Raw genomic sequence first — 22,945 nt, 5'->3', positions numbered from 1 at the left:
ACTTCTATCCATTGACAAAAATTAGGGTGCGTGCTACTGTTAGACCGAATAGTCGGTTTTTTAAGGAGGGTATATTCATCGAAGTCAAACGGAGAAAAGACGTTGCTCAGATAAAAAAAGATATTGTTCGTAACACCAAAGAGCTTTTTGCCCAGAAGGGGTATGGAGCCACTTCGATGGAAGACATATGTACGATTAACAATCGAAGCAAAGGCAGTATTTATTATCATTTCAAAAGCAAAGAAGAGTTATTTATGTACCTGATCAAGCTGAACAACGAAGACTGGATGGACGAATGGCTTGAGAAGGAAGCTCAATATAAGACGGCTACAGAGAAGTTGTACGGACTCGCTGATCACTATGTGGATGATATGGCGAATCCGCTGAATCATGCGATTAATGAATTTGTCTCTGGTCAGGTGGTTAGCCAAGAGATGATGGATGAGATGCTCGCTCTGATTCGGATTCCGTATGCGACCTACGAGCGTATTTTATCGGAAGGTATTGAAGCTGGGGAGTTTAAAAAGGGTAACCCGCAGGACATGATGCATATTATTTACGGCCTGCTTAGTGGATTGAGTACACTTTATTTCGAAAAAGATATGCATGAAATCCGGCGCCTGTACCATATCGGAATAAGTAGCCTGCTGACAGGCATTCAGCAACGTTGATGAGAGAACAAACTGATGAAATATCAGTTTTTCTTTTTAAATAATAATAAACCGAACAGTCGGTTTAAAAAGGGAGATGGAATATGAATACGTTATTCAGAAACAGAGCTTTTCTCATCATCACCGGATCAGATTTGTTACAAAACCTCGCGATATGGATACGCAATATGGCAATCCTCTATTACATTATGGATCAGACGCAAGGCAACCCGGTGGCAATCTCCCTCATTACAGTACTGGAATATGCTCCAATCTTTATATTTTCCATCATAGGCGGTGCGCTTGCAGATCGGTGGAATCCCAAACGAACGATGATTGTCGGAGACATTCTAAGTGCTTTATCGATTGTCATCATCATGGGTATTCTTAACTCTGGATACTGGCAGGTTCTTTATACAGCAACGCTCGTTTCCTCCATCGTCAGTCAGTTCTCTCAGCCCTCATCTGTCAAAATGGTTAGACGGAATGTCAAAAAGGAGAATGTACAGTCAGCAATCGCCGTAACGCAAAGTGCAAACTCCCTTTTCCTCATTTTGGGGCCAATCGTAGGTACTTTTATATATACTGCTATGGGCATTCAGACATCCATGACGGTGTTGCTCATCTTATTTATCGCTTCTGCTATTTTGCTAACGTTTCTGCCCAAGGATCATGCCAAGCGGGAAACGGGTACTTCTCTCTTCGCTGATATTAAAGAAGGATGGCAGTATGTGGCTCAGTCTCGTTCACTTCGCATGTTGGGTCTGGTTTTTGGCTGTGTTGGCCTTTCCGCGGGCCTGATCAATCCACTAGCCATTTTCTTGGTTACGGAACGATTGGGATTGGAACAAAACGCACTACAGTTTCTGTCGGGAGCATCCGGGCTTGGTTTGCTCATTGGCGGGGGAATCGCTGCGGCTGTCAGCAATAAGTTGAATCAAACGAAAACATTAATGATCGGGCTGTTGTGTCTGGCTGTTACCATGCTAGGTGAGGTCCTATCCAGTTGGCTCTGGTTAACGATGGTTCTGACGTTCCTGAGCTCCATAAGTCTTGCTTTTATTAACATCATTATCTCTTCTTATATGGTCAGCCGGATTCATGAGCACGTCATTGGCAGGGTGAATGGAACTATCATGCCATTATTTATGGGAACGATGCTGATCGGTTCCTCACTCGCGGGTGTGATCATGAATCAGACTTCCTTGATTTTTGTGTATGTGATATCGGTCATCATCATGCTCCTGAGCATGATTCCGGGTTTAAGAGTTCAGTTTAATGATCACGAAGCCGCGGCAGAGAGCGGCGAGCAGGTAGGAACGAAAGAAGTTCTATCCAACTGAGGAGGCTAAAACATGTAATGAATATTTTGAATAATGGTGAACTAAAAAGGTGATCGTACACTGTGGCTTGAATGTTTCGAAGCCGATATGTTACTTGAAATAAAAAAAGAGCAAAGGGATCAACCCGTTGCTCTTTTGGCTTTGTAAGAGGGTGCTTTTATGCTACTACATCATTGCTTCTGCACAGATTTATTTGAATAAAACGTGGTATTCGCCGTAGCCTTCTTTTTGCAGATCCTCTTTAGGTACGAAACGAAGTGCCGCGGAGTTGATGCAATAACGCAATCCGCCTGCTTCCGTAGGGCCATCCGGGAATACGTGCCCCAGGTGGGAATCCCCTTCGCGGCTACGGACTTCGGTACGGATCATGAAATGGCTGAGATCTGTTTTTTCCTTCACATTATAATCCCGAAGCGGACGAGTGAAGCTTGGCCAGCCGCAACCTGAATCGTATTTGTCGGTAGAACTGAACAACGGCTCTCCCGATACGATATCCACATAGATGCCGTCTCCGTGATGATCCCAGAATTCGTTGTGGAACGCGGGCTCCGTGGCATTATTCTGTGTTACCTCATATTGAAGCGGAGTCAGACGATCCTTCAATCCGCTTTTGTCCACACTACCCGACCAGTTGCGCTCAATGAAGTCCTGACGGCCTGAGCCTTTGCTGTACCGTTTGTAATGAGCAGGATTTTTGCGGTGATAGTTCTGGTGATGTTCTTCTGCTTCATAGAACGGTTTGGCCGGCAGAATCGGGGTAAAGATCGGTTTGTCAAAACGTCCGCTTTGCTCCAACGCAGCTTTGGAAGCTTCAGCAATCTGGCGTTGCTCCTCACTGTGGTAGAAGATCGCCGTCTGATAAGATGATCCGCGGTCGTGGAACTGTCCACCGGCATCGGTTGGATCAATCTGTTGCCAGAAGAGCTCAACCAGCTTCTCATATGGGAAGATGGACGGATCAAACGTGATCTGCACCGCCTCCACATGACCTGTTGTTTCCGAGCATACTTCCTCATACGTAGGATTCTCGGTATGTCCGCCTGTATAGCCTGAAACGATCTTATGAATACCAGGCAGTTCTTCAAAAGGGGATACCATACACCAGAAGCATCCGCCTGCAAATGTTGCTTTTTCCAATGACTGTTGTTGTTCCATGCTATATTCACTCCATTTCTGATGAAAGAATCTGGCGCTTGTATTTGGCTCCAGCAATCATCGTTATATTTAAATTTCTAAATATAAATATTAGGCTTACTCTTCTATTATATCCCGAATGGTCAAGTCAACCAAGCGGGATCGCGCAAGCAGGCATGAAGCAGACTGGAAAAGTTGTTCAGTACGGCCTCAAGCCTTTTTACGTGACCGATAGCGGAACAACATGAAAATCATAGCCATAACGATCATATATCCCGCAAGTATTCCCAAACTCAGCCAGATCGATGAACCGGCCTGTGCCCCTGCGTAGGCAAATACAAAGATTGCAGGCATTTTGCCAATCGCTGTCGCGGCCAAGAACACCCAGAAGGGGGTATAGGTAATGCCCGCATAGATGTTAACAGCCATCTGGGGAACCACGGGCAGTAAACGCATCGTCATCACGCCCATGAACGGATGTGCTTCCATCCAGACTGTGAACCGATTCAATCCACGGATACGTTCAAGATAACCACGAGCCTGTTCCCGAAAAATAGTTCTTGCTCCAGCATAGACGAGGATTGCCGCAAGCGTTGTGCCGAGCCAGCAAATCCATGCTGCCATGGTTATACCGTAGCTGTACCCAAAAGCAATAATAACAATTTTGTAGGGAATGACAGGTACAAGGGCAAACAGTGTTGCCAAGGAAAGTAAAAGCGGTATGGACTGATGATCCTCGGCCCATGCCAGCAGTTCATATCTGTAAATAAACGTGACTCCGGCAAGTAAAACATAAACGAGGAGCCCTAACCATTTTCGCAAAAGCCAAACGCTCCTTTCAATTCAGATCCTTGGAGACTCAGAGTCTCATCCGGTTCTGCTATCCCTTATAAGTTTACCACGACAGGCCATCTTGTGAACAATGTAGACAGCTATTACTTCGGATCACTGGCAAGTTAGAGGCGGAGAGGTTACACTATAGGACGGAGAAAGTCATAGGCCGGATTACAAATGAAGGCTGACGAATGAATATAGCTGAAGGTGGAATGCTCATCATGGAAACGATCAAGCGCACCCGAATTGCAATCATCGGACTCGGGGGAATCGCACGTAAAGTATATTTGCCACTGCTCACGGCCCATCCGTGTGTAGAGGTTGTTGGCATTATGAACCGGTCACCTGAACCAGTAAAGGAGATTGGTCAGGCGCATCGCATTGAGCGGGGCACAACCGATCTGAAAGAGCTGCTGTCCTGGGATTTGGATGCGGTATTTGTACATACGGCAACAGAATCCCATTTCGAGATTGTGATGGCATGTCTGGAGAAGGGACTGGCCGTTTACGTAGACAAGCCATTGTCCTATACCTTGCGGGAGTCTGAAGAGATGACGGCATTCGCAGAAGCACAGGGGTTGCTACTCGCTGTTGGATTCAACCGCAGATTCGCACCGATGTATCTAAAGGCAAAAGAATGGATGCAGGGCGGAAAGGGGTACGAAACACTCACCCTGACCAAACATCGCACAGGTCTACAAGATCGCCCGGCCGCTGAGACCATCTATGATGATCTCATTCATATGCTCGATCTGATGTTATGGTATGCAGACAACGATGTGCAACTTGTGCATCAGTGGCTTCGCCAAGATGATCAAGGTAGGTTGCTGCACGCGGCTGGAACAGCCAAGCAAGGTAAAACGGCACTCGCCCGGTTTGAAATGATTCGTGCCGCAGGCGCTGATCTGGAAAAGGTAGAGATGCACGGCGGAGGAAGATCCGTAGAAGTCGTGAATATGGATACAGCTTATTATGCAGAACAAGGGGAACTGGATACAAAAGAGACATTTGGAAGCTGGGATACCGTACTGGCACGCAGAGGTTTCGCCGGAGCTGTAGATCATTTCCTTGCTTGTCTGCATACACCCGATGACTGCCAGATCAGTGCGAGTTATGTTATGGACAGTCATGAGCTGGCTGAGAAGCTGATTACGGGATAAGTAAATACAGTGTACAGTTGAATGAGATAAAGGAGCGCTAACAAAGCATGGATGAGTATCAAAAGGAACGCAACAAACAAATTGAGGACGCCGTCATTGAGTCGTATAAGCAGGAAGAAGAGATGATGATTTTGGTCTTTGCTCAGTGGTGTGTAAATAACGAGCTGGACCCGGAAGAGATGTACCGGCAAGCGTATCCCGAGCAACAGAGCAATGAGCGCTTGCAGCAGGTACAGAAGCTGATTGTTCCCAAGGAGGAGGCTGGAGATATTCCAGACGATACTGTGCTTGGTGTACTCTCTATGTTTGGCAATGAAGACCTCGCTATGGTCGTGTCCGAGGCCATAGCCGCGCGCAAATAAGTGTAAAAGGCGTATACTACTGCACCACCATAATGGTAAGCAATTGCACGCTAAACAGTCTTTGACGTGCAATTGCTTACATCTGTTCCCGGTGAATCAGGCGAAATTCTTTTGGTGACATGCCGAACCGGGAACGGAACACACGATGGAAATATGTATAATTGTTAAAACCGGATGATTCGGAGACTTGTTCGAGGGTCATCGGACTAAAAATAATCCGTTCTCTGGCCATATTAAGCCTTACATCGAGCGTATATTGCATAATGCTTTTGCCAAACGTTTCTTTAAAAAGATGCACCCCTCGTGACACGCTAATGCCCAGATGCGTTGCTACATCCTCCAGTTTGAATAGAGAAGAAGCATTTTCCTCGATATAATTTTTAATTTCATAAGCAACATAATTGGTTTTCGTATGGGTTGGATGCTCGGATAACAATCGATCCACTTCCAGACATAATATACGCATGTAATAACTCGAAATCTCGGGGTAAGGATTGGAAAGGCGACGTTGCTCCAGAATCAACTGTCTGAACAGAGTTAACAAGCTCTCGGACAATTCAACCTTGATTCGAGTCGGCCGCTTATGGTGTTTCCACCACTCATCCACCCAGGAACCGTTGAAGAAAATATGATAGTCCCCACTTTCCACAAGCCGCTCCCCCATAGGATTGTACTCATTGTCTATTCTCAGTTCATAAGGCTCATCCGGGTCAAAAAGAAGCAAGTCTCCTGCGTCAACTCTGGACATGGAGCCATCAATGCGAGCACGGCAGCGTCCATCCGTTTGAAGTCGCATCAAGTAATTTTTTACCCCGTCCAGTTGTACCATGCTATAAGGTTTGCGATGAAATGAAAAGCCAGCTGTAAGAACTTGGCAGGAAAAGTCTGTTGGCATAGGTATACTCCTTGTGTGGTTTCCAAAATTATGACCAGATAGTTCATGTTTCAATCATATTATTCATTTTAATTGAAGCGCAAACAGAATACCATAGACTTAGAGTTGAGCAACATAAACAAACTATGGTTTCAACAAGCATTTTAAACAAATGAATATGGTTCTTACATGCGTAAGGAGATGAACATCATCGTGGAAAAAATGAAAGCAGGCATCATCGGCTGCGGCAATATCAGTGCGATTTACTTAGAGAATCTTAAAACCAATCCTTATATCGAGGTTGTGGCGGTCGCTGACCTGATCCGTGAGCGTGCTCAGGAACGGGCAGATGAATTTAATATCGCAAACGTTTACAATGTAGATGAGTTGTTACAGAATGACGAGATTGAGCTTGTGCTGAACCTGACGATTCCGGGCAGTCATGCCATGACTGATCTGGCTGCTCTGGAAGCAGGCAAACATGTGTATGCCGAGAAACCGCTGGCCATTTCGCTGGAAGATGGACGCAAAGTAGTCGAGCTTGCCGAGGAAAAGGGACTGTACGTTGGTTCTGCGCCGGATACGTTCCTTGGATCAGGCATCCAGACTGCTCGCAAAGCCATCGAAGAAGGTTTGATTGGCAAGCCGATTGCGGCTACTTCCTTCTTTATGGGCGGAGGGCCGGAGGCATGGCATCCTGATCCTGAGTTTTTTTACATGGCAGGGGGCGGGCCGATGTTTGACATGGGCCCATATTATCTGACGGCTCTCATTACGCTACTTGGCCCGATCCGCCGGATCAGCGCGTCCGCAGGCATTCAGATTGCTGATCGCAAGGTTGGTTCAGGTCCAAAAGAAGGAACCACGCTTCGTGTCGAAACACCAACCCACTTGGCTGGAACGATCGATTTTGCGGACGGAGCTATCGCAACGATGATTACAAGCTTTGATATCCGCGGCGCTTCTGATCTGCCACGTATCGAAATCTATGGTACGGCTGGCACACTTAGTGTACCTGACCCTAACTTCTTTAATGGTGAAGTCAAGCTTCGCCGTTATGGTCAAGACACATGGGAGACGGTTAAGCCGGCCTTCGAAAGTGGCCACAACGAGAGAGGCATTGGACTGACCGAGATGGTGGAGTCGATTCGTGCCGGACGTGAGCATAAAGCAAGCGGTAAGCTGGCATATCATGTGCTTGAAGCCATGCATGCATTTCAGCGTTCTTCTCTGGAAGGCAAGCACATTCATCTGGAGAGCACCTATGACAGCGTTGTAACAACCAATGCCAGTCCATCCGAAAACGAAACAGTTGAATCTCATTAATGGATAATGGAGCTTTGAGCTTGAAGATCCATGAGTGATAACGTTGAATTTTCGGGATAGAATCATGCTTCTTTTTCCACAATAACTAAACAAGCATGAGAACGGAACAGCAAAACACAGCAATCATACATTATCTAAATCAGGGAGGAATTGCACTTGAAACTCGGCGTATTTTTGGTACTATTCGGTGGACGTAAATTAGAGGATGCACTTGACTATGTAGCTTCCAAGGGACTTAAAGCAGTAGAGATCGGAACAGGTGGACACCCGGGGAACGCTCATTGTAAGCCAGATGAATTGTTAAGCAATCCTACAGCACTTAAAAACTTCAAAAATGCGGTGGAATCACGCGGTCTGACGATCAGCGCTCTTAGCTGTCACGGCAACCCGTTGCATCCGCAAAAAGATATTGCGAAGGGTTTCCATGATGATTTCGTAAAATCGGTAGAGCTGGCTGAAAAGCTGGAAGTACCTGTTGTGAATACATTCTCGGGCTGTCCGGGAGACCATGAGGATGCCAAGTATCCAAACTGGCCTGTGGCGCCGTGGCCAAATGATTTTCAAGAAATTTTGAAATGGCAATGGGAGAACAAAGTGATCCCTTACTGGACGGAGTGGGGTAAATTTGCCGCGGATCGTAACGTAAAAGTAGGTCTGGAGCTGCATGGTGGATTCTCCGTGCACACACCTGCAACGTTGCTGAGACTACGTGAAGCCGCAGGCGAAGTCATTGGTGCTAACCTTGACCCAAGCCATATGTGGTGGCAAGGCATTGATCCGGTACAGGCGATCCACATTTTGGGCCGTGAAAATGCAATCCATCACTTCCATGCCAAAGATACAACGATTGATCCGGTGAACGTGAATAAACACGGGGTAACGGATATGCAGGATTACACGAACATGTTGGATCGTGCTTGGCAGTTCCGCTCTGTGGGTTACGGACATGATAACAAAACGTGGGCGGACATTATGAGTGCCCTGCGTCTGGTTGGATATGATTATGTGGTAAGTATTGAACATGAAGACGGTCTGATGTCGGTTGAAGAAGGATTCTCTAAAGCCGTGCAAAATCTCCAGCAAGTATTGATCGAGGAACCGCTGGGCGATATGTGGTGGGTTTAGAGCTATACTAGGGGGAAATTGAATATGATTAACGTCACCATTTGGAATGAGTTTGTCCATGAGAAAATACATGATGAAGTAAAAGAAGTATATCCGGACGGTCTGCACCGTGCACTTGCTGACGGACTTGGCGGTGAGGGATTTGCGATTCGTACAGCTACACTGGATCAGCCTGAACACGGTTTGAGTGATGAGGTACTGGATTCCACAGATGTGCTTATATGGTGGGGACATATGGCACATGATCGCGTTAGCGACGAGATTGTACAGAAGGTAGTGCAACGTGTATTGAACGGTATGGGTATGATTGTGCTCCATTCGGGTCATTTCTCGAAGCCTTTCAAAGCGTTAATGGGCACAAGCTGTGATCTCAAGTGGCGTGTAGCAGATGAGCAGGAGATCGTGTGGTGTGTCAATCCGTCTCACCCGATTGCAGAAGGCATCAACGCCAAGATCGTATTGGAAAAAGAAGAGATGTACGGTGAATTCTTCGATATTCCAGTACCGGATGAACTGGTGTTCGTGAGCAACTTCCAGGGCGGAGAGGTATTCCGCAGCGGATGCACGTTCCGTCGCGGCGAAGGCAAAATCTTTTATTTCCGGCCCGGACATGAAACGTACCCGACGTATTACAATCCGGAAATCTTGAAAGTGATCAGCAACGCTGTAAAATGGGCCTACCCTGCCCGTAGCTCGAAGCCGCAATACGGCAAGAGCGAACCCGTAAGACCAATTGGTGGCGTGCTGGTCTAAGCCGCAGAAGCGTTAGCTTTATTCATGGACACTCTGCATTAAAATTAATAAGGTAATACGGTAATACCGGGAACCCTTCTCCAAGTCGTCTGACTGTGGTAGAAGGGTTCTTTTTGGGTAATATAGGGATATCAGTTGTTAAACGATATTTTCCATGGTTACCTGCCATAACGTGTTGTATACTGAAAGTACAGTCGCCTTGGATGCAAGTCTTGCTACTAAAATTTAAAGTTTTTTGAGGGAGACGTTTTCTTTAAAGCTCAAATGTGTTATTATGAAATATACTAACAAAACGTAAGTTGAGTGATCTCTAAAGAGGTGATGAAAGTGGAAGATCAAGATCTGCGGATGTGTCCGCGCTTTGAGACGGCGTTTTCTTTTTTGGGCAAGCGCTGGAATGGGTTGATTATTCAAACGTTAATGAGTGGATCAAAGCGATTCAAAGACATCTCCAATCTGATACCGTCCATGAGTGACAAGATGTTGTCTGAACGGATGAAAGACCTGGAGAGCGAAGGTATTCTGGTGCGTCATGTGTACCCTGAAACGCCAGTGCGTATTGAATATGAGCTGACTGAGAAGGGGAAGGCGTTACAGCCTGTTATGAATCAAATTCAAGACTGGGCGGAGCATTGGGTGGAATAACCGCCTGATGCTGTGTGCAGAAAGTACAGAAACTCTTGATTTCCAGTGAAATCAAGAGTTTTTTGTCTTCTGTGACAGCTTACATGGGACTTTTTCACTTATCCGTTGCACATGTTGTCATCAGATGTAGTATAATCTATAGAAAATGGCCGCAGACGGCCGGAGCGAAGGAGGCCACTTGTCATGAGAGAAGAAAGCTTATCCCGTGAAATACGCTACGGCAAACAAGATATTGCAGAACTTGAGAGCGCATCCATTCAGGTTCATCTGATTTATCAGAAAACGGCAGAACTGTTCAAACGCTCGGTTGATACACCTTCGGGTAGTAATGACCCTGTCCACAACGACGTGGATTGGATGAACAGGGCTGGCTCAGGATCGTCTCCGGCGGTGCTGCAAAAATGGATTCAAGCGCCTAGTGGCTGGAAATGTATCGGCTGTGAACTGCGGTTACCTGATCGTGTGTCTCATGCAAAACAGCAAACTTATAACGACCGGATTTGTCTGAAGGCCGGAAACGGTAAATTGGTCCAGATCGAAATGCTCATTCAGGCCGTTGTCTGGTCACAATACGAAAAAATCCGCATGTTTGCACCTTGGCTTGGTGACGAGCCGTTCTACACTGCGGAAGAACTGGAAGTTATTGCACGATATATAGTTCCGACGTATTTCTCGGATCGCCCATTGCATGAGCAGGGCAAAGTGTTCAAAATTCATCAGCCCTACGGTCATATTCCACTATATCAGGAATACGTAGATGCTCCGTCCTGCTGCGTACAGGTAGACGGTGCATTACTTGAAGGTCGTTTGCTTACTGGTGTTTTTGTATCCGATACTCAGACGTTTGGCCTTAATCCCTATGTGAAGGACGGCGACGGAGGCCGTACCTACATGCAGGCTTTTGTTCAATAGTGGTCTGGTCAAACGCATGGCTAATGCAGTATAGGAGGGTCTGCTTGCAGACTCTCCCTTTTTTGAATGGCAGGTGTTTTAAACGTTGAGAGGACAAAAGTAACGGCTTTGACACTGTTTTTTATCGAAGAATGTGCCATAATAAAGGGTATGGACAACAGGGTGAATGATTTTACGCAGGGTGGTGTTACCTACATGATGAAGAAGATTCCCGGTTACATAGGTCTATGTATGCTTGTTCTCGTCATTTTGACGGGGTGTACCAGAGAGACACAGCCTTCCGAACAGCCGGTTGTCTCAGAGAAAGATTCAGCCAATACGATTACGGTTGCCATTGACGGCAGTACTTTTTTACCTGATGCGACGAAGTCCATCAAGCGAGATTTCAGTGAAGGCTTGACGCTCAAAAAAGCTTTGCTGAACAGCGGGCTGGTTGATTTTACGGCTGATGGCAGCCGCATTCAATCCGTAGGCGAAGTTTCGCTCGACTCTTCTCTGAGCTGGGCAGTCAAGTTGAATGGCAAGGATATTGAACCGGAAAATTGGAATATGGAGCTTCATGCTAAAGATGAAGTCATTATATACGTCAAAGCGGCTGACGGCGGGGGAAACGGTGTCGCGTATCAGACAACCCTGCTGAAAGTAAGCGGCGGCACGGATAACCCGTCTCTGAATCGGCAGTATGCGGGTATCTATGTACAGGAGTGCACTGTCCGTGATGTATTAAAATCCAGCGGGGTTGTGCGGCTGTCGGAGAATAACAAATTTGTCGTAGCTGTGGAGAATATTACGCCTCGCATGAATCAACGGTGGGTAATTAAGGTGAATGAGAAGGAATTAATGGAGAACGGATTGGATATGAAATTAAGCCCACGGGATGCGGTGAAACTCGAACTTGTCAACGCATCCTGAGCAAATATAAGGAAGCACGAAAAGCCCAATGTTGATGTTCATCAAATTTGGGCTTTTTACCGTATGATGAATTCTTTGAACAAGCCGCAACCACAAGCGAAGGCGACTGCCGGAGTCATGCGTCTAGAATACCATCACGTCAAATGCGGCAAATTTCATTCGGGCATAGTTCACAGTGACAGATGCCTTGTAACATTTTCAGATCTTTGATCACAATCATGCCGTTGTCGTATTCAATGGCATCTTTTTTGCGAAGATCACTGAGCATGCGGTTTACACTTTCACGGGTAGCTCCAATCATATTGGATAGATCCGTGTGGGTAATTTTTTTATGAATAATTACATGGTCTCCATGTGCTTCCCCATAGGAATTGGACAACCGGATCAAGGTAGAACAGAGTGCCCCAGGTTTACCGTACAACATCAAATCCCGGAACTTCGTTTGCGTCAAACGATGGTGTATGCCCATCCACTTCATGAAATCAATCGCAAAGTCACAATGCTGACAGATCAGCATTTCCAGATCTTTGTGTTCCAGCACACCAATCTCGCTATCCTCCAGAACTTCCGCCGAGAAGCTGTGTCTGGAGCCGAAGAATGGATCAGCTTGACCAATCATATCGCCCGTCTGGTACATGTACATGATCAGTTCTTTACCCTCGTCAGTGGATTTCGTGATCTGTGCACGTCCCCGTTTCATATAATAAAGTTTGTCAGAGACGTCACCTTCCCAGTATAGATGTGTTCCTTCCGGGTAAGTGCGGTCTTTCATCGTTACGAGCAGATGATTAAAATTCACTTCCGAGAAGCAGTTCGTGTTCCCGCGTTTTTCCAGTACGTTTGTTAGTTCTCCCATACGTTGATCTCCCCTTTATCTCCCCGGTCAGGCGAGTGTAGCTGAATGTTGCCCCCGAGGTTCGCCGCAAACTGTGCCACCTTGATCTGGTCATCTCGGCCGTGTGGAGGTACGGTACAAATTGCGGTGGTTCAATTTTTAAGTTCAGTATATACCTAAACTTACCGTTTGAGGGGCATGGAAAGCCTTTAAAAATGGCGAAATTCCAAACATTGTGATTAAATTCACTTTTATAGGGGAAGGATGAGGCTGTTGATCTACTATTTTAAATAGAGAGAGAAATCCCGTCTAAAAGGGGCTGTTAAAAACTTAATTAAAATTGTTCATACTTTGTGAAAAAAATCACATAATATATCTTTTCCCCATGATACGATGTGGATGTAAACAAGAGAGACAAACCAATACGAACCTTTAGGAGGATGAGGGAGATGGCTGTAAAGAATGAAGTCGCCCCAACAAAAGAACCGACAGCAGGTCAGTATATTCAAACGTTAATCGACAAAGCGAACAAAGCACATGCAGCATTCATGTCCATGGATCAGCAGCAAATTGACCGGATTGTGCAGGCTATGGCGCTTGCGGGACTGGATAAACATATGATGCTCGCCAAAATGGCCGTGGAAGAAACGGGACGCGGTGTGTACGAAGATAAAATTATTAAAAATATATTCGCCACAGAGTATGTTTATAACAGCATTAAATACGAAAAAACAGTAGGCGTTATCGAAGACAATGAGTACGACAGCTTCCAGAAAATTGCGGAGCCGGTTGGTATCATCATGGGGATCACACCGGTAACCAACCCGACATCCACGACGATGTTTAAAGCACTGATTGCGATCAAAACACGTAACCCGATCATCTTTGGTTTCCACCCGTCCGCACAGAACTGTAGCCGCGAGGCAGCGAAAATTTTGCTTGAAGCTGCTGTGAAAAACGGCGCTCCAGCCGACTGTATCCAATGGATTGATGATCCATCCATGGATCGTACGAACGCATTGATGAACCACAATGATGTTGCTCTCATCCTGGCTACTGGCGGATCAGCGATGGTACGTGCAGCCTACAGCTGTGGTAAACCGGCACTGGGCGTAGGACCAGGTAACGTGCCTTGCTTTATCGAAAAAACCGCAGATATCAACCAGGCGGTAACGGATTTGATTCTGTCGAAGTCTTTTGACAATGGTATGATCTGTGCGTCTGAACAAGCGGTCATTATTGAAGAACCGATCTTCGATCAAGTGAAAAAGAAAATGATCACGAACGGCTGTTACTTTGTGAACAAAGAGGAAGCCGCCAAATTGACAGCAGGTGCAATCAACGCGGAGAAATGTGCAGTTAACCCGACCATTGTAGGGCAGTCCGCTGTGAACATTGCCAAAATGTGCGGCATTGAAGTACCGGCAGGCACTAAAATTCTGGTAGCCGAAATTGAAGGTGTGGGCACCAAGTTCCCATTGTCCGCCGAGAAACTGAGTCCGGTGCTGGCATGTTACAAAGTTAAATCTGCTAAAGATGGTATTGAGCGTGCAGCAGAAGTGGTTGCTTTTGGCGGAATGGGTCACTCCTCCGTTATCCACTCGAACAATGAAGAAGTGATCAACCAATTTGCGGATCGCCTGCAAACGGGACGGATTATCGTAAACTCACCTTCCACACATGGTGCGATCGGGGATATCTACAATACGAATATGCCATCACTGACACTGGGTTGTGGATCGTACGGACGTAACTCAACATCTTCCAACGTAACTGCTGTGAACCTAATCAACGTGAAAAGGGTGGCTCGCCGTACCGTGAATATGCAATGGTTCAAAGTGCCGAACAAAGTCTACTTCGAAAAAGGTGCGACGCAATATCTCGCCAAAATGCCGGACATTACTCGCGTAGCGATTATTACGGATGCCGTGATGGTCAAACTCGGATATGTGGAAAAAGTAGAGCATTACCTGCGTCAACGTCAGACGCCTGTAGCCATTGAAGTTTTCTCAGAAGTTGAGCCAGATCCATCAACAACAACAGTAGACCGCGGTACAGCCATGATGGAACGCTTCCAGCCGGACTGTATTATCGCACTCGGCGGCGGATCACCAATGGATGCTGCCAAAGCGATGTGGTTGTTCTATGAATATCCAGACACGGACTTTAACAACCTGAAACAAAAATTCATGGATATCCGTAAACGGATTTACAAATATCCAAGACTCGGATCAAAAGCGAAATTCGTAGCCATTCCGACAACATCGGGTACGGGTTCGGAAGTCACATCGTTTGCGGTCATTACAGATAAAGAGCATGGCAATACCAAGTATCCGCTGGCTGACTATGAATTGACACCAGACGTAGCGATTGTAGACCCTGAATTTGTATACAGCTTGCCAAGAACCGCAGTTGCCGATACCGGTATGGACGTACTGACTCACGCCATTGAAGCATATGTATCCGTGATGGCGAACGACTACACAGACGGTCTGGCAATCAAAGCCATCCAACTGGTGTTCCAATATCTGGAGCAATCCGCATTACAGGGTGACAAACTGGCACGCGAGAAAATGCACAATGCTTCGACGATTGCGGGTATGGCGTTTGCCAACGCGTTCCTGGGCATTAACCACAGCTTGGCGCATAAATGGGGCGGTCAATACCACACCGCACACGGACGCACCAATGCGATCCTGATGCCACACGTCATTCGTTACAATGCGAAAAAACCGACGAAATTTGCATCGTTCCCGAAATATTCGCACTTTGTGGCAGATGAGCGGTACGCTGAAATCGCCCGTATTCTCGGATTGCCAGCACGTACAACCGAAGAAGGCGTGAATAGCTTGATTAAAGCGATCCGTGAGTTGAACAAAAAACTGGGTATCGAAGAATCGTTCCAGGAAATCGGATTTGATGCAAAAGACTTCGAATCGCGTGTAGATTACTTGGCAGATCGGGCATTCGAGGACCAATGTACAACAGCGAATCCAAAACTGCCGCTTGTAACTGAACTGGCTGATGTGTACCGCAACGCTTTCTATGGCAAATTTGAATAACAAGCAACAAGCAACATTCAACAAATAACCATTTCAGATTGTTGCAAGTGATTCAGGGGTTCCCCACATCGGGGAGCCCCGATTGCCGTATAGTTGCGAAAAGACAGAGAAACAGGAAAGGAGGTGGGAAAGAGGGGGGTGAACAAGTGTACGGAGAGGTAAGCCCGAAAAGCGGCGAGGCGAGACATCCTTTTTTCAGGACTGATTTTTAGCACTTGTTACTCTACTCCCAGAGGAACGGAGTAATAAACCGCAGGAACAGCATGGATCTCCAAAGTGTAGTAAGTCACAATGGGCAGAAAAACGGAGAAGCAGAGCATCCGTTTTTCAGGAGCAGTTTCAGCGCTTGTTACTCTACTCCCAGAGAAACGGAGTAAAAAACCACGGGAACAGCATGGAGCTCCGAAGTGTAGAAGTCAAAATGGGCAGAAAAACGGAGAAGCGGAGCATCCGTTTTTCAGGAGCAGTTTCAGCACTTGTTACTCTACTCCCAGAGGAACGGAGTAATAGACGCAGGAACAGCATGGAGCTCTGAAGTGTAGAAGTCAAGATGGGCAGAAAAACGGAGAAGCGGAGCATCCGTTTTTCAGGACTGATTTTCAGCACTTGATACTCTACTCCCAGAGAAACGGAGTAAAAAACCACGGGAACAGCATAGGGCTGCGAAGTGTAGAAGTCAAAATGGGCAGAAAAACGGAGAAGCGGAGCATCCGTTTTTCAGGAACCTCCTTCAAGCCTTCAGTTGCTCCGAGCTTAGCGGAGCAATGGTTCCCCAAAACGGTAGGAACGGGAGAGGGAGGTGGCTGTTTGCACAATAGAAGAGGTTCACACGATAACGGAGCGGGCAGGACAGACGGAAGAAGCGGAGCGTTCGCCTTTATCACCGGATTTTCACTTTGAAAAAGTGAATCGAAAAAATCCGGGGATAACAGCGATCTGAAGTTGTGCTGCCCGCGGAGTGGCCTAGTGTGAACAACCGTAGGATTGTGCAACAAAACAACGCCCAACCAGAGTGAGAAAGGTCGCAAAGTTTGTGATAAAAATCACAGATGATGAAATCAGCATGATTTATACTGAAAATGTAAAGAAAACAATCATTCCGCGGTTCCGGTTCCCAAGTAGAGAGATCGTGTTCTGGATAATGTGAAACAATTCACATGAATCGCGGATCTGGACATCTGATGATACGTGTACTGCAACAATGTGATGTGTCCAGAAATCCAAAAAAGCGGAGGGATTAAGATGTCGGTGATCGAAAAAGATGTCAAACAACAAACAGGCTGGAGAAACTTTACTAAAGGAACTTGGACCAAGACCGTAGATGTGAATGATTTTCTGGTACACAATCTGTCTCCATATTACGGGGATGAAGCTTTCCTCGCAGGCGCTACCCAAAACACCAAAGAATTGTGGGATATCGTATCTGATCTGACCAAAAAAGAGCGTGACAATGGCGGCGTGCTTGATGTGGACGTGAACACACCTTCAACCATTACATCTCATCAACCAGGTTACCTGGATCAGTCCAAAGAGCAAATTGTCGGGGTTCAAACAGACGCTCCATTCAAACGCTCCATTCAGCCATTCGGCGGAATTCGTATGATGATTGATGCTTGTGAAGCATACGGTTTCGAAATGCCACAAGGTGTCATTGATATATTTACTAACATTCGTAAAACGCATAACCAAGGTGTATTCGACGCTTACACTGCCGAGATGCGTGCAGCACGTAAAGCAGGGATCATCACAGGTCTGCCAGATGCTTACGGCCGTGGACGGATCATCGGAGACTATCGCCGGGTTGCTTTGTACGGAGTAGACTTCCTTATTCGTAACAAAAAAGGTGAACTCAATGCACTCGAAGTTGACGTAATTGATGAAGATGTTATTCGTTTGCGCGAAGAGTTGTCTGAACAGATTCGTGCACTGCAAGAACTGAAACAACTGGGTGAGATGCATGGCTTCGATATTTCATTACCAGCAACAACGGCTAAAGAAGCATTCCAATGGTTGTACTTCGGTTACCTTGCAGCGATCAAAGAACAGAACGGTGCCGCAATGTCCCTTGGACGTGTGTCCTCCTTCCTGGATATTTACATTGAACGTGATTTGCAAGAAGGTATCCTGACGGAAGAACAGGCTCAAGAACTGGTTGACCACTTCGTCATGAAACTGCGGATTGTCAAATTCCTGCGCACGCCGGATTACAACGAATTGTTCAGTGGTGACCCAACATGGGTAACCGAGTCCATCGGCGGTATGTCCGTCAATGGTGAGACACGCGTAACCAAAAACAGCTTCCGTTTCCTGCATACACTGCACAACCTGGGACCTGCTCCAGAGCCAAACTTGACGGTCCTGTGGTCCACGAAGCTTCCTGAAGCTTTCAAAGATTATTGCAGTAAAGTATCGATTGAAACCAGCTCTATCCAGTATGAAAATGATGATCTGATGCGTCCAATCTATGGCGATGATTACGGTATTGCCTGCTGTGTATCTGCGATGAAGATCGGTAAACAAATGCAATTCTTCGGCGCACGTGCCAACTTGGCGAAAGCATTGCTGTATGCGATCAACGGTGGACGTGACGAAAAATCGGGAGCACAGGTTGGTCCGGAGTATCCTGCCATTACAAGTGAAGTATTGGACTACAATGAGGTTATGAAACGGTTCAAACCGATGATGGAATGGCTCGCTAAACTGTACATGAACACACTTAACGTCATCCACTACATGCATGATAAATACAGCTACGAGCGGATTGAAATGGCACTCCATGACCGCGATATTCTGCGTACGATGGCTTGCGGTATCGCGGGACTGTCGGTAGCGGCGGACTCACTAAGCGCGATCAAATATGCCAAAGTTAAACCGATTCGCAACGAACAAGGCATTGCCGTTGATTTTGAAATTGAAGGTGAATTCCCTTGCTACGGCAACAACGATGACAGTGTAGATAACATTGCGGTAGAGCTGGTGGAAAGCTTCATGAGCATGATTCGCAAGCACAAAGCCTATCGTAACGCAATGCCAACGCAATCTGTACTGACCATCACTTCCAACGTTGTGTACGGTAAGAAAACAGGAACAACACCAGATGGACGTAAAGCAGGCGAACCATTCGCACCAGGGGCGAACCCAATGCATGGTCGGGATAAAAAAGGTGCGCTGGCATCGCTCGGCTCGGTAGCGAAACTGCCTTATGAACACAGCCTTGACGGTATTTCCAATACCTTCTCCATTGTGCCAAAAGCGCTGGGTAAAGAAGATGCTACACGCAAATCCAATCTGACTGCGATGATGGATGGATATTTCGGTCAAAATGCGCATCACTTGAACGTGAACGTGTTTGATCGTCAGCAACTGATTGATGCAATGGATCACCCGGAACAATATCCGCAATTGACCGTACGGGTGTCGGGTTACGCAGTTAACTTCATTAAACTGACGCGTGAGCAGCAGCTGGATGTTATTAACCGTACGTTCCACGGTTCGATGTAAGTCATTTTTTCAGTAACCTTCTCAGGGATTCTGATTCAACATAAAAATGAACGCATAGCGGATGCGAAAAGAAAGGAAGAGGCAACATGATGAACGGACATATTCATTCACTCGAAACTTTCGGGACGGTTGACGGCCCAGGCATCCGCTTCGTGCTTTTTATGCAAGGATGCCTGCTCAAATGTCAGTATTGTCACAACCCTGATACCTGGGCACTGGATGGTGGGAAAGAGATGACACTGGAGGAGGTACTGGCTGAAATTCAGCCGTACCTGTCCTACTATCGTAGCTCTGGCGGTGGACTTACCATATCAGGCGGAGAACCTACCCTGCAAGCTCACTTTGTCGCAGAAGTATTCAAGGAAGTCAAACGTCGCTGGGGGCTTCATACGACATTGGATAGCAACGGGTTCAATGAACCGGATCGCATTCATGATCTGCTTGACCACACCGACCTTGTATTACTGGATCTAAAGCATATTGATGACGAGAAACACATCAAACTGACTGGTAAATCCAATGAACGTACGCTGAAGACAGCAAGATGGTTATCCGATCATGGTCGTAAAATGTGGATCAGACATGTATACGTGCCTGGCATTCACGATCAGGAAGAGGATTTGTTGAATCTCGGGCGTTTCATTGGAACGCTGAACGGGGTAGAGAAGTTCGAGATTCTTCCTTATCATCAAATGGGGATATACAAATGGGAAGCACTGGGTAAAGTTTATCCGCTGGACGGGGTACCTTCTCCAACCGAAGAAGAAGTTGAACGGGCATATCGCCTGATTGAGCAAGGTCGTGCAGAAACAGCTGGCGTGACTTGCTCAGGAAAGTAAGCGAGCAGTTATTCACAAGCAACCTTTACGAATATTGATTCGTAGAGGTTGTTTTTATTTTTCATCCTGAATGGTATAACAAAGACTTTTGCCATGGGAGCTGTAAAATTCATTCGTTTAAATCCTATAGCTTGTTTATATTAACAGATAACTATTTTCATAGTTTTTCGCTTCTATTAAAAGTTTACAATTCTTATTCATTATTTTTAGCAACTTTTCCCGTTTCTGAGCGTCTAATCATATGACTTTTAGAGGGGATATTAATAAAATGGGAGCAGAAGGAGCCAAAGACAAAGAATGAATTTGAAGAAGAAGTTGTCCATACTCACCGCTTTTGCTGTTTTTCAGGCTTTTGCAGTCATTCCTGCAAATGCACAAGCAGCAGAATCAAGCGAAGCTACGCCAGTGAATACCGCAAAAGTAAAATCCGTTGAGGTTGTGAAGAGAGAACAGCCAATTGCTGAGTCTGAAGTAAAATCAGGAGCAACGACTGATCCTGCTAACAATCCATCAAACAACACACCACCTGCAGACAATGAAAACGCCATAGAAACGAATCAGGGAACAACGGCTCCTTCTGGAACAGAAGCTACACCGTCAAACCCGGAAACAGGAGCAAACGGGGAACAAGGAACAGTTGAAGAGACAAACACATCAAACACACCAACACCTGCTGAAGTAGAGCAACCAACGACTGGTGGAACAGCTGCGACGGTCAGATCCGCCGGAGACCTGACACTTTATATGAATAGCAACAAGATGGTTCAGGATGGAAAAACGTATTTGGCTGGCCAACCGATGGCTGTAAAATATGGTGTTTCCTACGTAGCCATTCGTGCATTGGTTGATCGGGTAGGATACGACGTGAAATATGATAATAAAACCAAAGAAACGATCATTCTCAGCGGTACCGACGAACTTCGTTTCAAAACAAACAGCAAAGTGTATACCGTTAACGGAGAATCCAGAACGATGAAAGGCCCCGCTTATCAAGAAAAAAATACGTTTATGATTCCATTAACATCCATCACACAAGCGCTGAATATCACATATACCGTGAATCAGCCTGCGAAGACGGTTGTATTGAAGCTTAACACGAAACCTGTAGCCAGCTTTACGGTACAAAAGGAAATTTTTGCAGGAGATCAAGTGATCTACACGACTAAAAACAGTTCGCCGAACGGCCTTCCGATTGTGGATGAGCAGTGGACTGGACGTCAGGATTCCTTTGATCAGCCAGGCGTTTACACGGTGACTTATACGGTTCAAGATTCCAGTGGTCAGTGGAGTAACCCTTATTCGCTTACGATCAAGGTAGAGCGTCCGAATCTTCCTCCAGTAGCGATGTTTACAACGGATAAGGAAGAATACAAAATGGGTGAAAAAATCTCCTACACTGATCAAAGTACAGATGACGAGAACGCGATCGTCAAAAGAGACTGGAGCAACAATGCACTCGCATTTTTCCTTCCGGGACCGAAGACGGTATCTCTGACTGTCACAGATCAGCATGGTCTGAGCAACACCTATACGAAAGAGATTATGATCACAAGCGAAACGCTTTATAATCAGTCTGATTTCAACAAATTGTTCGTACCGGTAGGGGACAAATTTACATTCAACGGCGGGGAAGTTCCTGCTATGGAAAAAGTACCATTTACGTACACGGATGAGCCAAGCTTGCTTATTCGTAGTAACAGCCCGGAAACCGTTAACCAGGAAGGTATCGTCTACAAGGAATCTTCCTTTGGGCAGACGCGTTTCATGATTCACCATGTCAATAATACGGGCAAAAGAGTAAAAATGTATGTAATTGCGACCAATAACAATCCATATACAGCTGTATTCGAACAGCAAAACATGGGCTTTGCAGGACCGACGCCATTTGCTACCGTTGCGGGTAAATTGTCCATCGATAAATGGTTCAAATCCATGCAAACGGGGGCAGATTCGAAGAGAGTATACATCCAGCCGGGAGAAAGTAAATTGATTCTGACGGAACTGAACAATATTTCAATGAAAGAAGGGCAGGTCATCTCCCTTTATTCCGACACTTTCAGTGATTATACACTCGACTACAACATTGTGATGATCGAAGAAAATAAAGATCCGATGGCCGTATTGTCTTCCTTGCCAGTTCTGGACCGTGACGGCGTTCATAACCGTGGGACTTATCCAAACGCAACACGAATCATTACGTACGATCAGGAAGTTGGCACGAAGCCTTCCCGTCTGCCACTCGGGGATAATGCAAGTGACCCGAATCTCGACGGCACAGACCCGATGGCCTTCACAAGCGCTTCTAACGCTGGTAACTTCGGTGTACTGTACAAAATCACCCTGAACAATGTTGCACCGCGTACACTGATTTCGTTTAACCCTCGCGGAGGCAAGTATTATGGTTCAGCACTTGTGAACGGACAGCTGGTACAGCTGTCGAATAACAGCCAATCTCTAAGTGCGCCGAATGAACAGAATGTGCTGTATCGCACTGGTTCTTACGGTGAGAGCGTAACGATCGTTTTCTCTGCTGCCCCGGGTAGCAACTTGCCGGTAAACATTCTGTTTACCCCGCTTCCAGCCGAGAAATAATTGAGAAATAATATTCTAAGTAATCAAACCGTACGGTTTGGAGTGAAAGCTTATATTTTATATACCCGTTCACCCCAAAAGTCACC

General features: G+C 46.2%; 19 protein-coding genes. 15 read left to right on the top strand and 4 right to left on the bottom strand.

The window, feature by feature from the left end; genetic code table 11:
- Positions 1-77 precede the first annotated feature (77 nt).
- Positions 78-671, top strand: a complete 594-nt coding sequence (locus FS818_RS11215) for a TetR/AcrR family transcriptional regulator (protein ID WP_260989870.1) — start codon at positions 78-80, stop codon at positions 669-671.
- 83 nt (positions 672-754) lie between these two features.
- Positions 755-1,993: an MFS transporter gene (locus FS818_RS11210; RefSeq protein ID WP_145331856.1), complete on the top strand. Its 1,239-nt coding sequence runs from the start codon at positions 755-757 to the stop codon at positions 1,991-1,993.
- A gap of 189 nt (positions 1,994-2,182) precedes the next feature.
- On the opposite strand, the gene msrA is transcribed toward FS818_RS11210, so the two are convergent.
- The gene (gene msrA / locus FS818_RS11205; protein WP_145331855.1) at positions 2,183-3,148 is read right to left on the bottom strand and encodes a peptide-methionine (S)-S-oxide reductase MsrA; all 966 of its coding nucleotides are present in this window, start codon (positions 3,146-3,148) and stop codon (positions 2,183-2,185) included.
- A 189-nt stretch (positions 3,149-3,337) separates the two neighbouring features.
- Positions 3,338-3,949 (bottom strand): TVP38/TMEM64 family protein, encoded by a 612-nt coding sequence (locus FS818_RS11200; protein WP_145331854.1) that lies wholly within the window; start codon positions 3,947-3,949, stop codon positions 3,338-3,340.
- Positions 3,950-4,182: 233 nt separating this feature from the next.
- Between FS818_RS11200 and FS818_RS11195 the strand changes: the two genes are divergently transcribed.
- Both FS818_RS11195 and FS818_RS11190 read left to right on the top strand, forming a co-directional pair.
- Entirely contained in the window at positions 4,183-5,121 is a 939-nt protein-coding gene (locus FS818_RS11195; RefSeq protein WP_145331853.1) for a Gfo/Idh/MocA family protein, read from the top strand.
- Between the two features lie 47 nt (positions 5,122-5,168).
- A complete protein-coding gene (locus FS818_RS11190; protein WP_145331852.1) occupies positions 5,169-5,483 on the top strand; it encodes a hypothetical protein in 315 nt (104 codons plus the stop codon).
- A 76-nt stretch (positions 5,484-5,559) separates the two neighbouring features.
- Here the strand turns inward: FS818_RS11190 and FS818_RS11185 are convergent, their stop codons facing one another.
- Positions 5,560-6,378, bottom strand: coding sequence for an AraC family transcriptional regulator (locus tag FS818_RS11185; RefSeq protein ID WP_090922593.1), 819 nt, complete (start codon positions 6,376-6,378; stop codon positions 5,560-5,562).
- Between the two features lie 192 nt (positions 6,379-6,570).
- On the opposite strand from FS818_RS11185, the gene FS818_RS11180 reads away from it, so the two are divergent.
- From FS818_RS11180 to FS818_RS11155, 6 genes are all read left to right on the top strand, one after another.
- Positions 6,571-7,683, top strand: a complete 1,113-nt coding sequence (locus tag FS818_RS11180) for a Gfo/Idh/MocA family protein (RefSeq protein ID WP_145332852.1) — start codon at positions 6,571-6,573, stop codon at positions 7,681-7,683.
- Between the two features lie 156 nt (positions 7,684-7,839).
- Positions 7,840-8,808, top strand: a complete 969-nt coding sequence (locus FS818_RS11175) for a sugar phosphate isomerase/epimerase family protein (RefSeq protein ID WP_090922589.1) — start codon at positions 7,840-7,842, stop codon at positions 8,806-8,808.
- 24 nt (positions 8,809-8,832) lie between these two features.
- On the top strand, positions 8,833-9,561 hold the full coding sequence (locus FS818_RS11170; RefSeq protein WP_145331851.1) for a ThuA domain-containing protein: 729 nt from the start codon (positions 8,833-8,835) through the stop codon (positions 9,559-9,561).
- A gap of 348 nt (positions 9,562-9,909) precedes the next feature.
- Positions 9,910-10,206 carry a winged helix-turn-helix transcriptional regulator gene (locus tag FS818_RS11165; RefSeq protein ID WP_373288427.1) on the top strand — a complete coding sequence of 99 codons (297 nt, stop codon included), beginning with the start codon at positions 9,910-9,912 and terminating at the stop codon, positions 10,204-10,206.
- A 183-nt stretch (positions 10,207-10,389) separates the two neighbouring features.
- Positions 10,390-11,118, top strand: a complete 729-nt coding sequence (locus FS818_RS11160; RefSeq protein ID WP_145331850.1) for a hypothetical protein — start codon at positions 10,390-10,392, stop codon at positions 11,116-11,118.
- A gap of 195 nt (positions 11,119-11,313) precedes the next feature.
- A complete protein-coding gene (locus FS818_RS11155; protein WP_145331849.1) occupies positions 11,314-12,030 on the top strand; it encodes a hypothetical protein in 717 nt (238 codons plus the stop codon).
- A gap of 139 nt (positions 12,031-12,169) precedes the next feature.
- On the opposite strand, the gene FS818_RS11150 is transcribed toward FS818_RS11155, so the two are convergent.
- Positions 12,170-12,886, bottom strand: coding sequence for a Crp/Fnr family transcriptional regulator (locus tag FS818_RS11150; protein ID WP_145331848.1), 717 nt, complete (start codon positions 12,884-12,886; stop codon positions 12,170-12,172).
- 428 nt (positions 12,887-13,314) lie between these two features.
- On the opposite strand from FS818_RS11150, the gene adhE reads away from it, so the two are divergent.
- From adhE to FS818_RS11130, 5 genes are all read left to right on the top strand, one after another.
- Complete coding sequence (gene adhE, locus FS818_RS11145) at positions 13,315-15,927, top strand: bifunctional acetaldehyde-CoA/alcohol dehydrogenase (RefSeq protein WP_145331847.1); 2,613 nt, start codon at positions 13,315-13,317, stop codon at positions 15,925-15,927.
- Positions 15,928-16,726: 799 nt separating this feature from the next.
- On the top strand, positions 16,727-16,867 hold the full coding sequence (locus FS818_RS28765; RefSeq protein ID WP_186331619.1) for a hypothetical protein: 141 nt from the start codon (positions 16,727-16,729) through the stop codon (positions 16,865-16,867).
- A gap of 302 nt (positions 16,868-17,169) precedes the next feature.
- Entirely contained in the window at positions 17,170-19,428 is a 2,259-nt protein-coding gene (gene pflB, locus FS818_RS11140) for a formate C-acetyltransferase (RefSeq protein WP_145331846.1), read from the top strand.
- An 86-nt stretch (positions 19,429-19,514) separates the two neighbouring features.
- Positions 19,515-20,267, top strand: a complete 753-nt coding sequence (gene pflA, locus FS818_RS11135; RefSeq protein ID WP_145331845.1) for a pyruvate formate-lyase-activating protein — start codon at positions 19,515-19,517, stop codon at positions 20,265-20,267.
- 297 nt (positions 20,268-20,564) lie between these two features.
- The gene (locus FS818_RS11130; RefSeq protein WP_145331844.1) at positions 20,565-22,859 is read left to right on the top strand and encodes a stalk domain-containing protein; all 2,295 of its coding nucleotides are present in this window, start codon (positions 20,565-20,567) and stop codon (positions 22,857-22,859) included.
- The last annotated feature ends 86 nt before the right edge of the window (positions 22,860-22,945 follow it).

Source organism: Paenibacillus xylanexedens (assembly GCF_007680605.1).
Taxonomy (GTDB): Bacteria; Bacillota; Bacilli; order Paenibacillales; family Paenibacillaceae; genus Paenibacillus; species Paenibacillus xylanexedens_B.
Note: the sequence above shows the minus strand (reverse complement) of the source record. Positions and strands in the feature narration are given on the sequence as shown.

Bases quoted from the DNA above. Each gene is read 5' to 3' on its own strand.
- FS818_RS11210 (WP_145331856.1), top strand. From the start codon at position 755: ATGAATACGTTATTCAGAAACAGAGCTTTTCTCATCATCACCGGATCA.
- FS818_RS11160 (WP_145331850.1), top strand. From the start codon at position 10,390: ATGAGAGAAGAAAGCTTATCCCGTGAAATACGCTACGGCAAACAAGAT.
- FS818_RS11150 (WP_145331848.1), bottom strand. From the start codon at position 12,886: ATGGGAGAACTAACAAACGTACTGGAAAAACGCGGGAACACGAACTGC.
- FS818_RS11190 (WP_145331852.1), top strand. From the start codon at position 5,169: ATGGATGAGTATCAAAAGGAACGCAACAAACAAATTGAGGACGCCGTC.
- msrA (WP_145331855.1), bottom strand. From the start codon at position 3,148: ATGGAACAACAACAGTCATTGGAAAAAGCAACATTTGCAGGCGGATGC.
- pflB (WP_145331846.1), top strand. From the start codon at position 17,170: ATGTCGGTGATCGAAAAAGATGTCAAACAACAAACAGGCTGGAGAAAC.
- FS818_RS11195 (WP_145331853.1), top strand. From the start codon at position 4,183: ATGGAAACGATCAAGCGCACCCGAATTGCAATCATCGGACTCGGGGGA.
- FS818_RS11155 (WP_145331849.1), top strand. From the start codon at position 11,314: ATGATGAAGAAGATTCCCGGTTACATAGGTCTATGTATGCTTGTTCTC.
- FS818_RS11165 (WP_373288427.1), top strand. From the start codon at position 9,910: ATGTGTCCGCGCTTTGAGACGGCGTTTTCTTTTTTGGGCAAGCGCTGG.
- FS818_RS11170 (WP_145331851.1), top strand. From the start codon at position 8,833: ATGATTAACGTCACCATTTGGAATGAGTTTGTCCATGAGAAAATACAT.
- pflA (WP_145331845.1), top strand. From the start codon at position 19,515: ATGATGAACGGACATATTCATTCACTCGAAACTTTCGGGACGGTTGAC.
- adhE (WP_145331847.1), top strand. From the start codon at position 13,315: ATGGCTGTAAAGAATGAAGTCGCCCCAACAAAAGAACCGACAGCAGGT.
- FS818_RS11185 (WP_090922593.1), bottom strand. From the start codon at position 6,378: ATGCCAACAGACTTTTCCTGCCAAGTTCTTACAGCTGGCTTTTCATTT.
- FS818_RS11130 (WP_145331844.1), top strand. From the start codon at position 20,565: ATGAATTTGAAGAAGAAGTTGTCCATACTCACCGCTTTTGCTGTTTTT.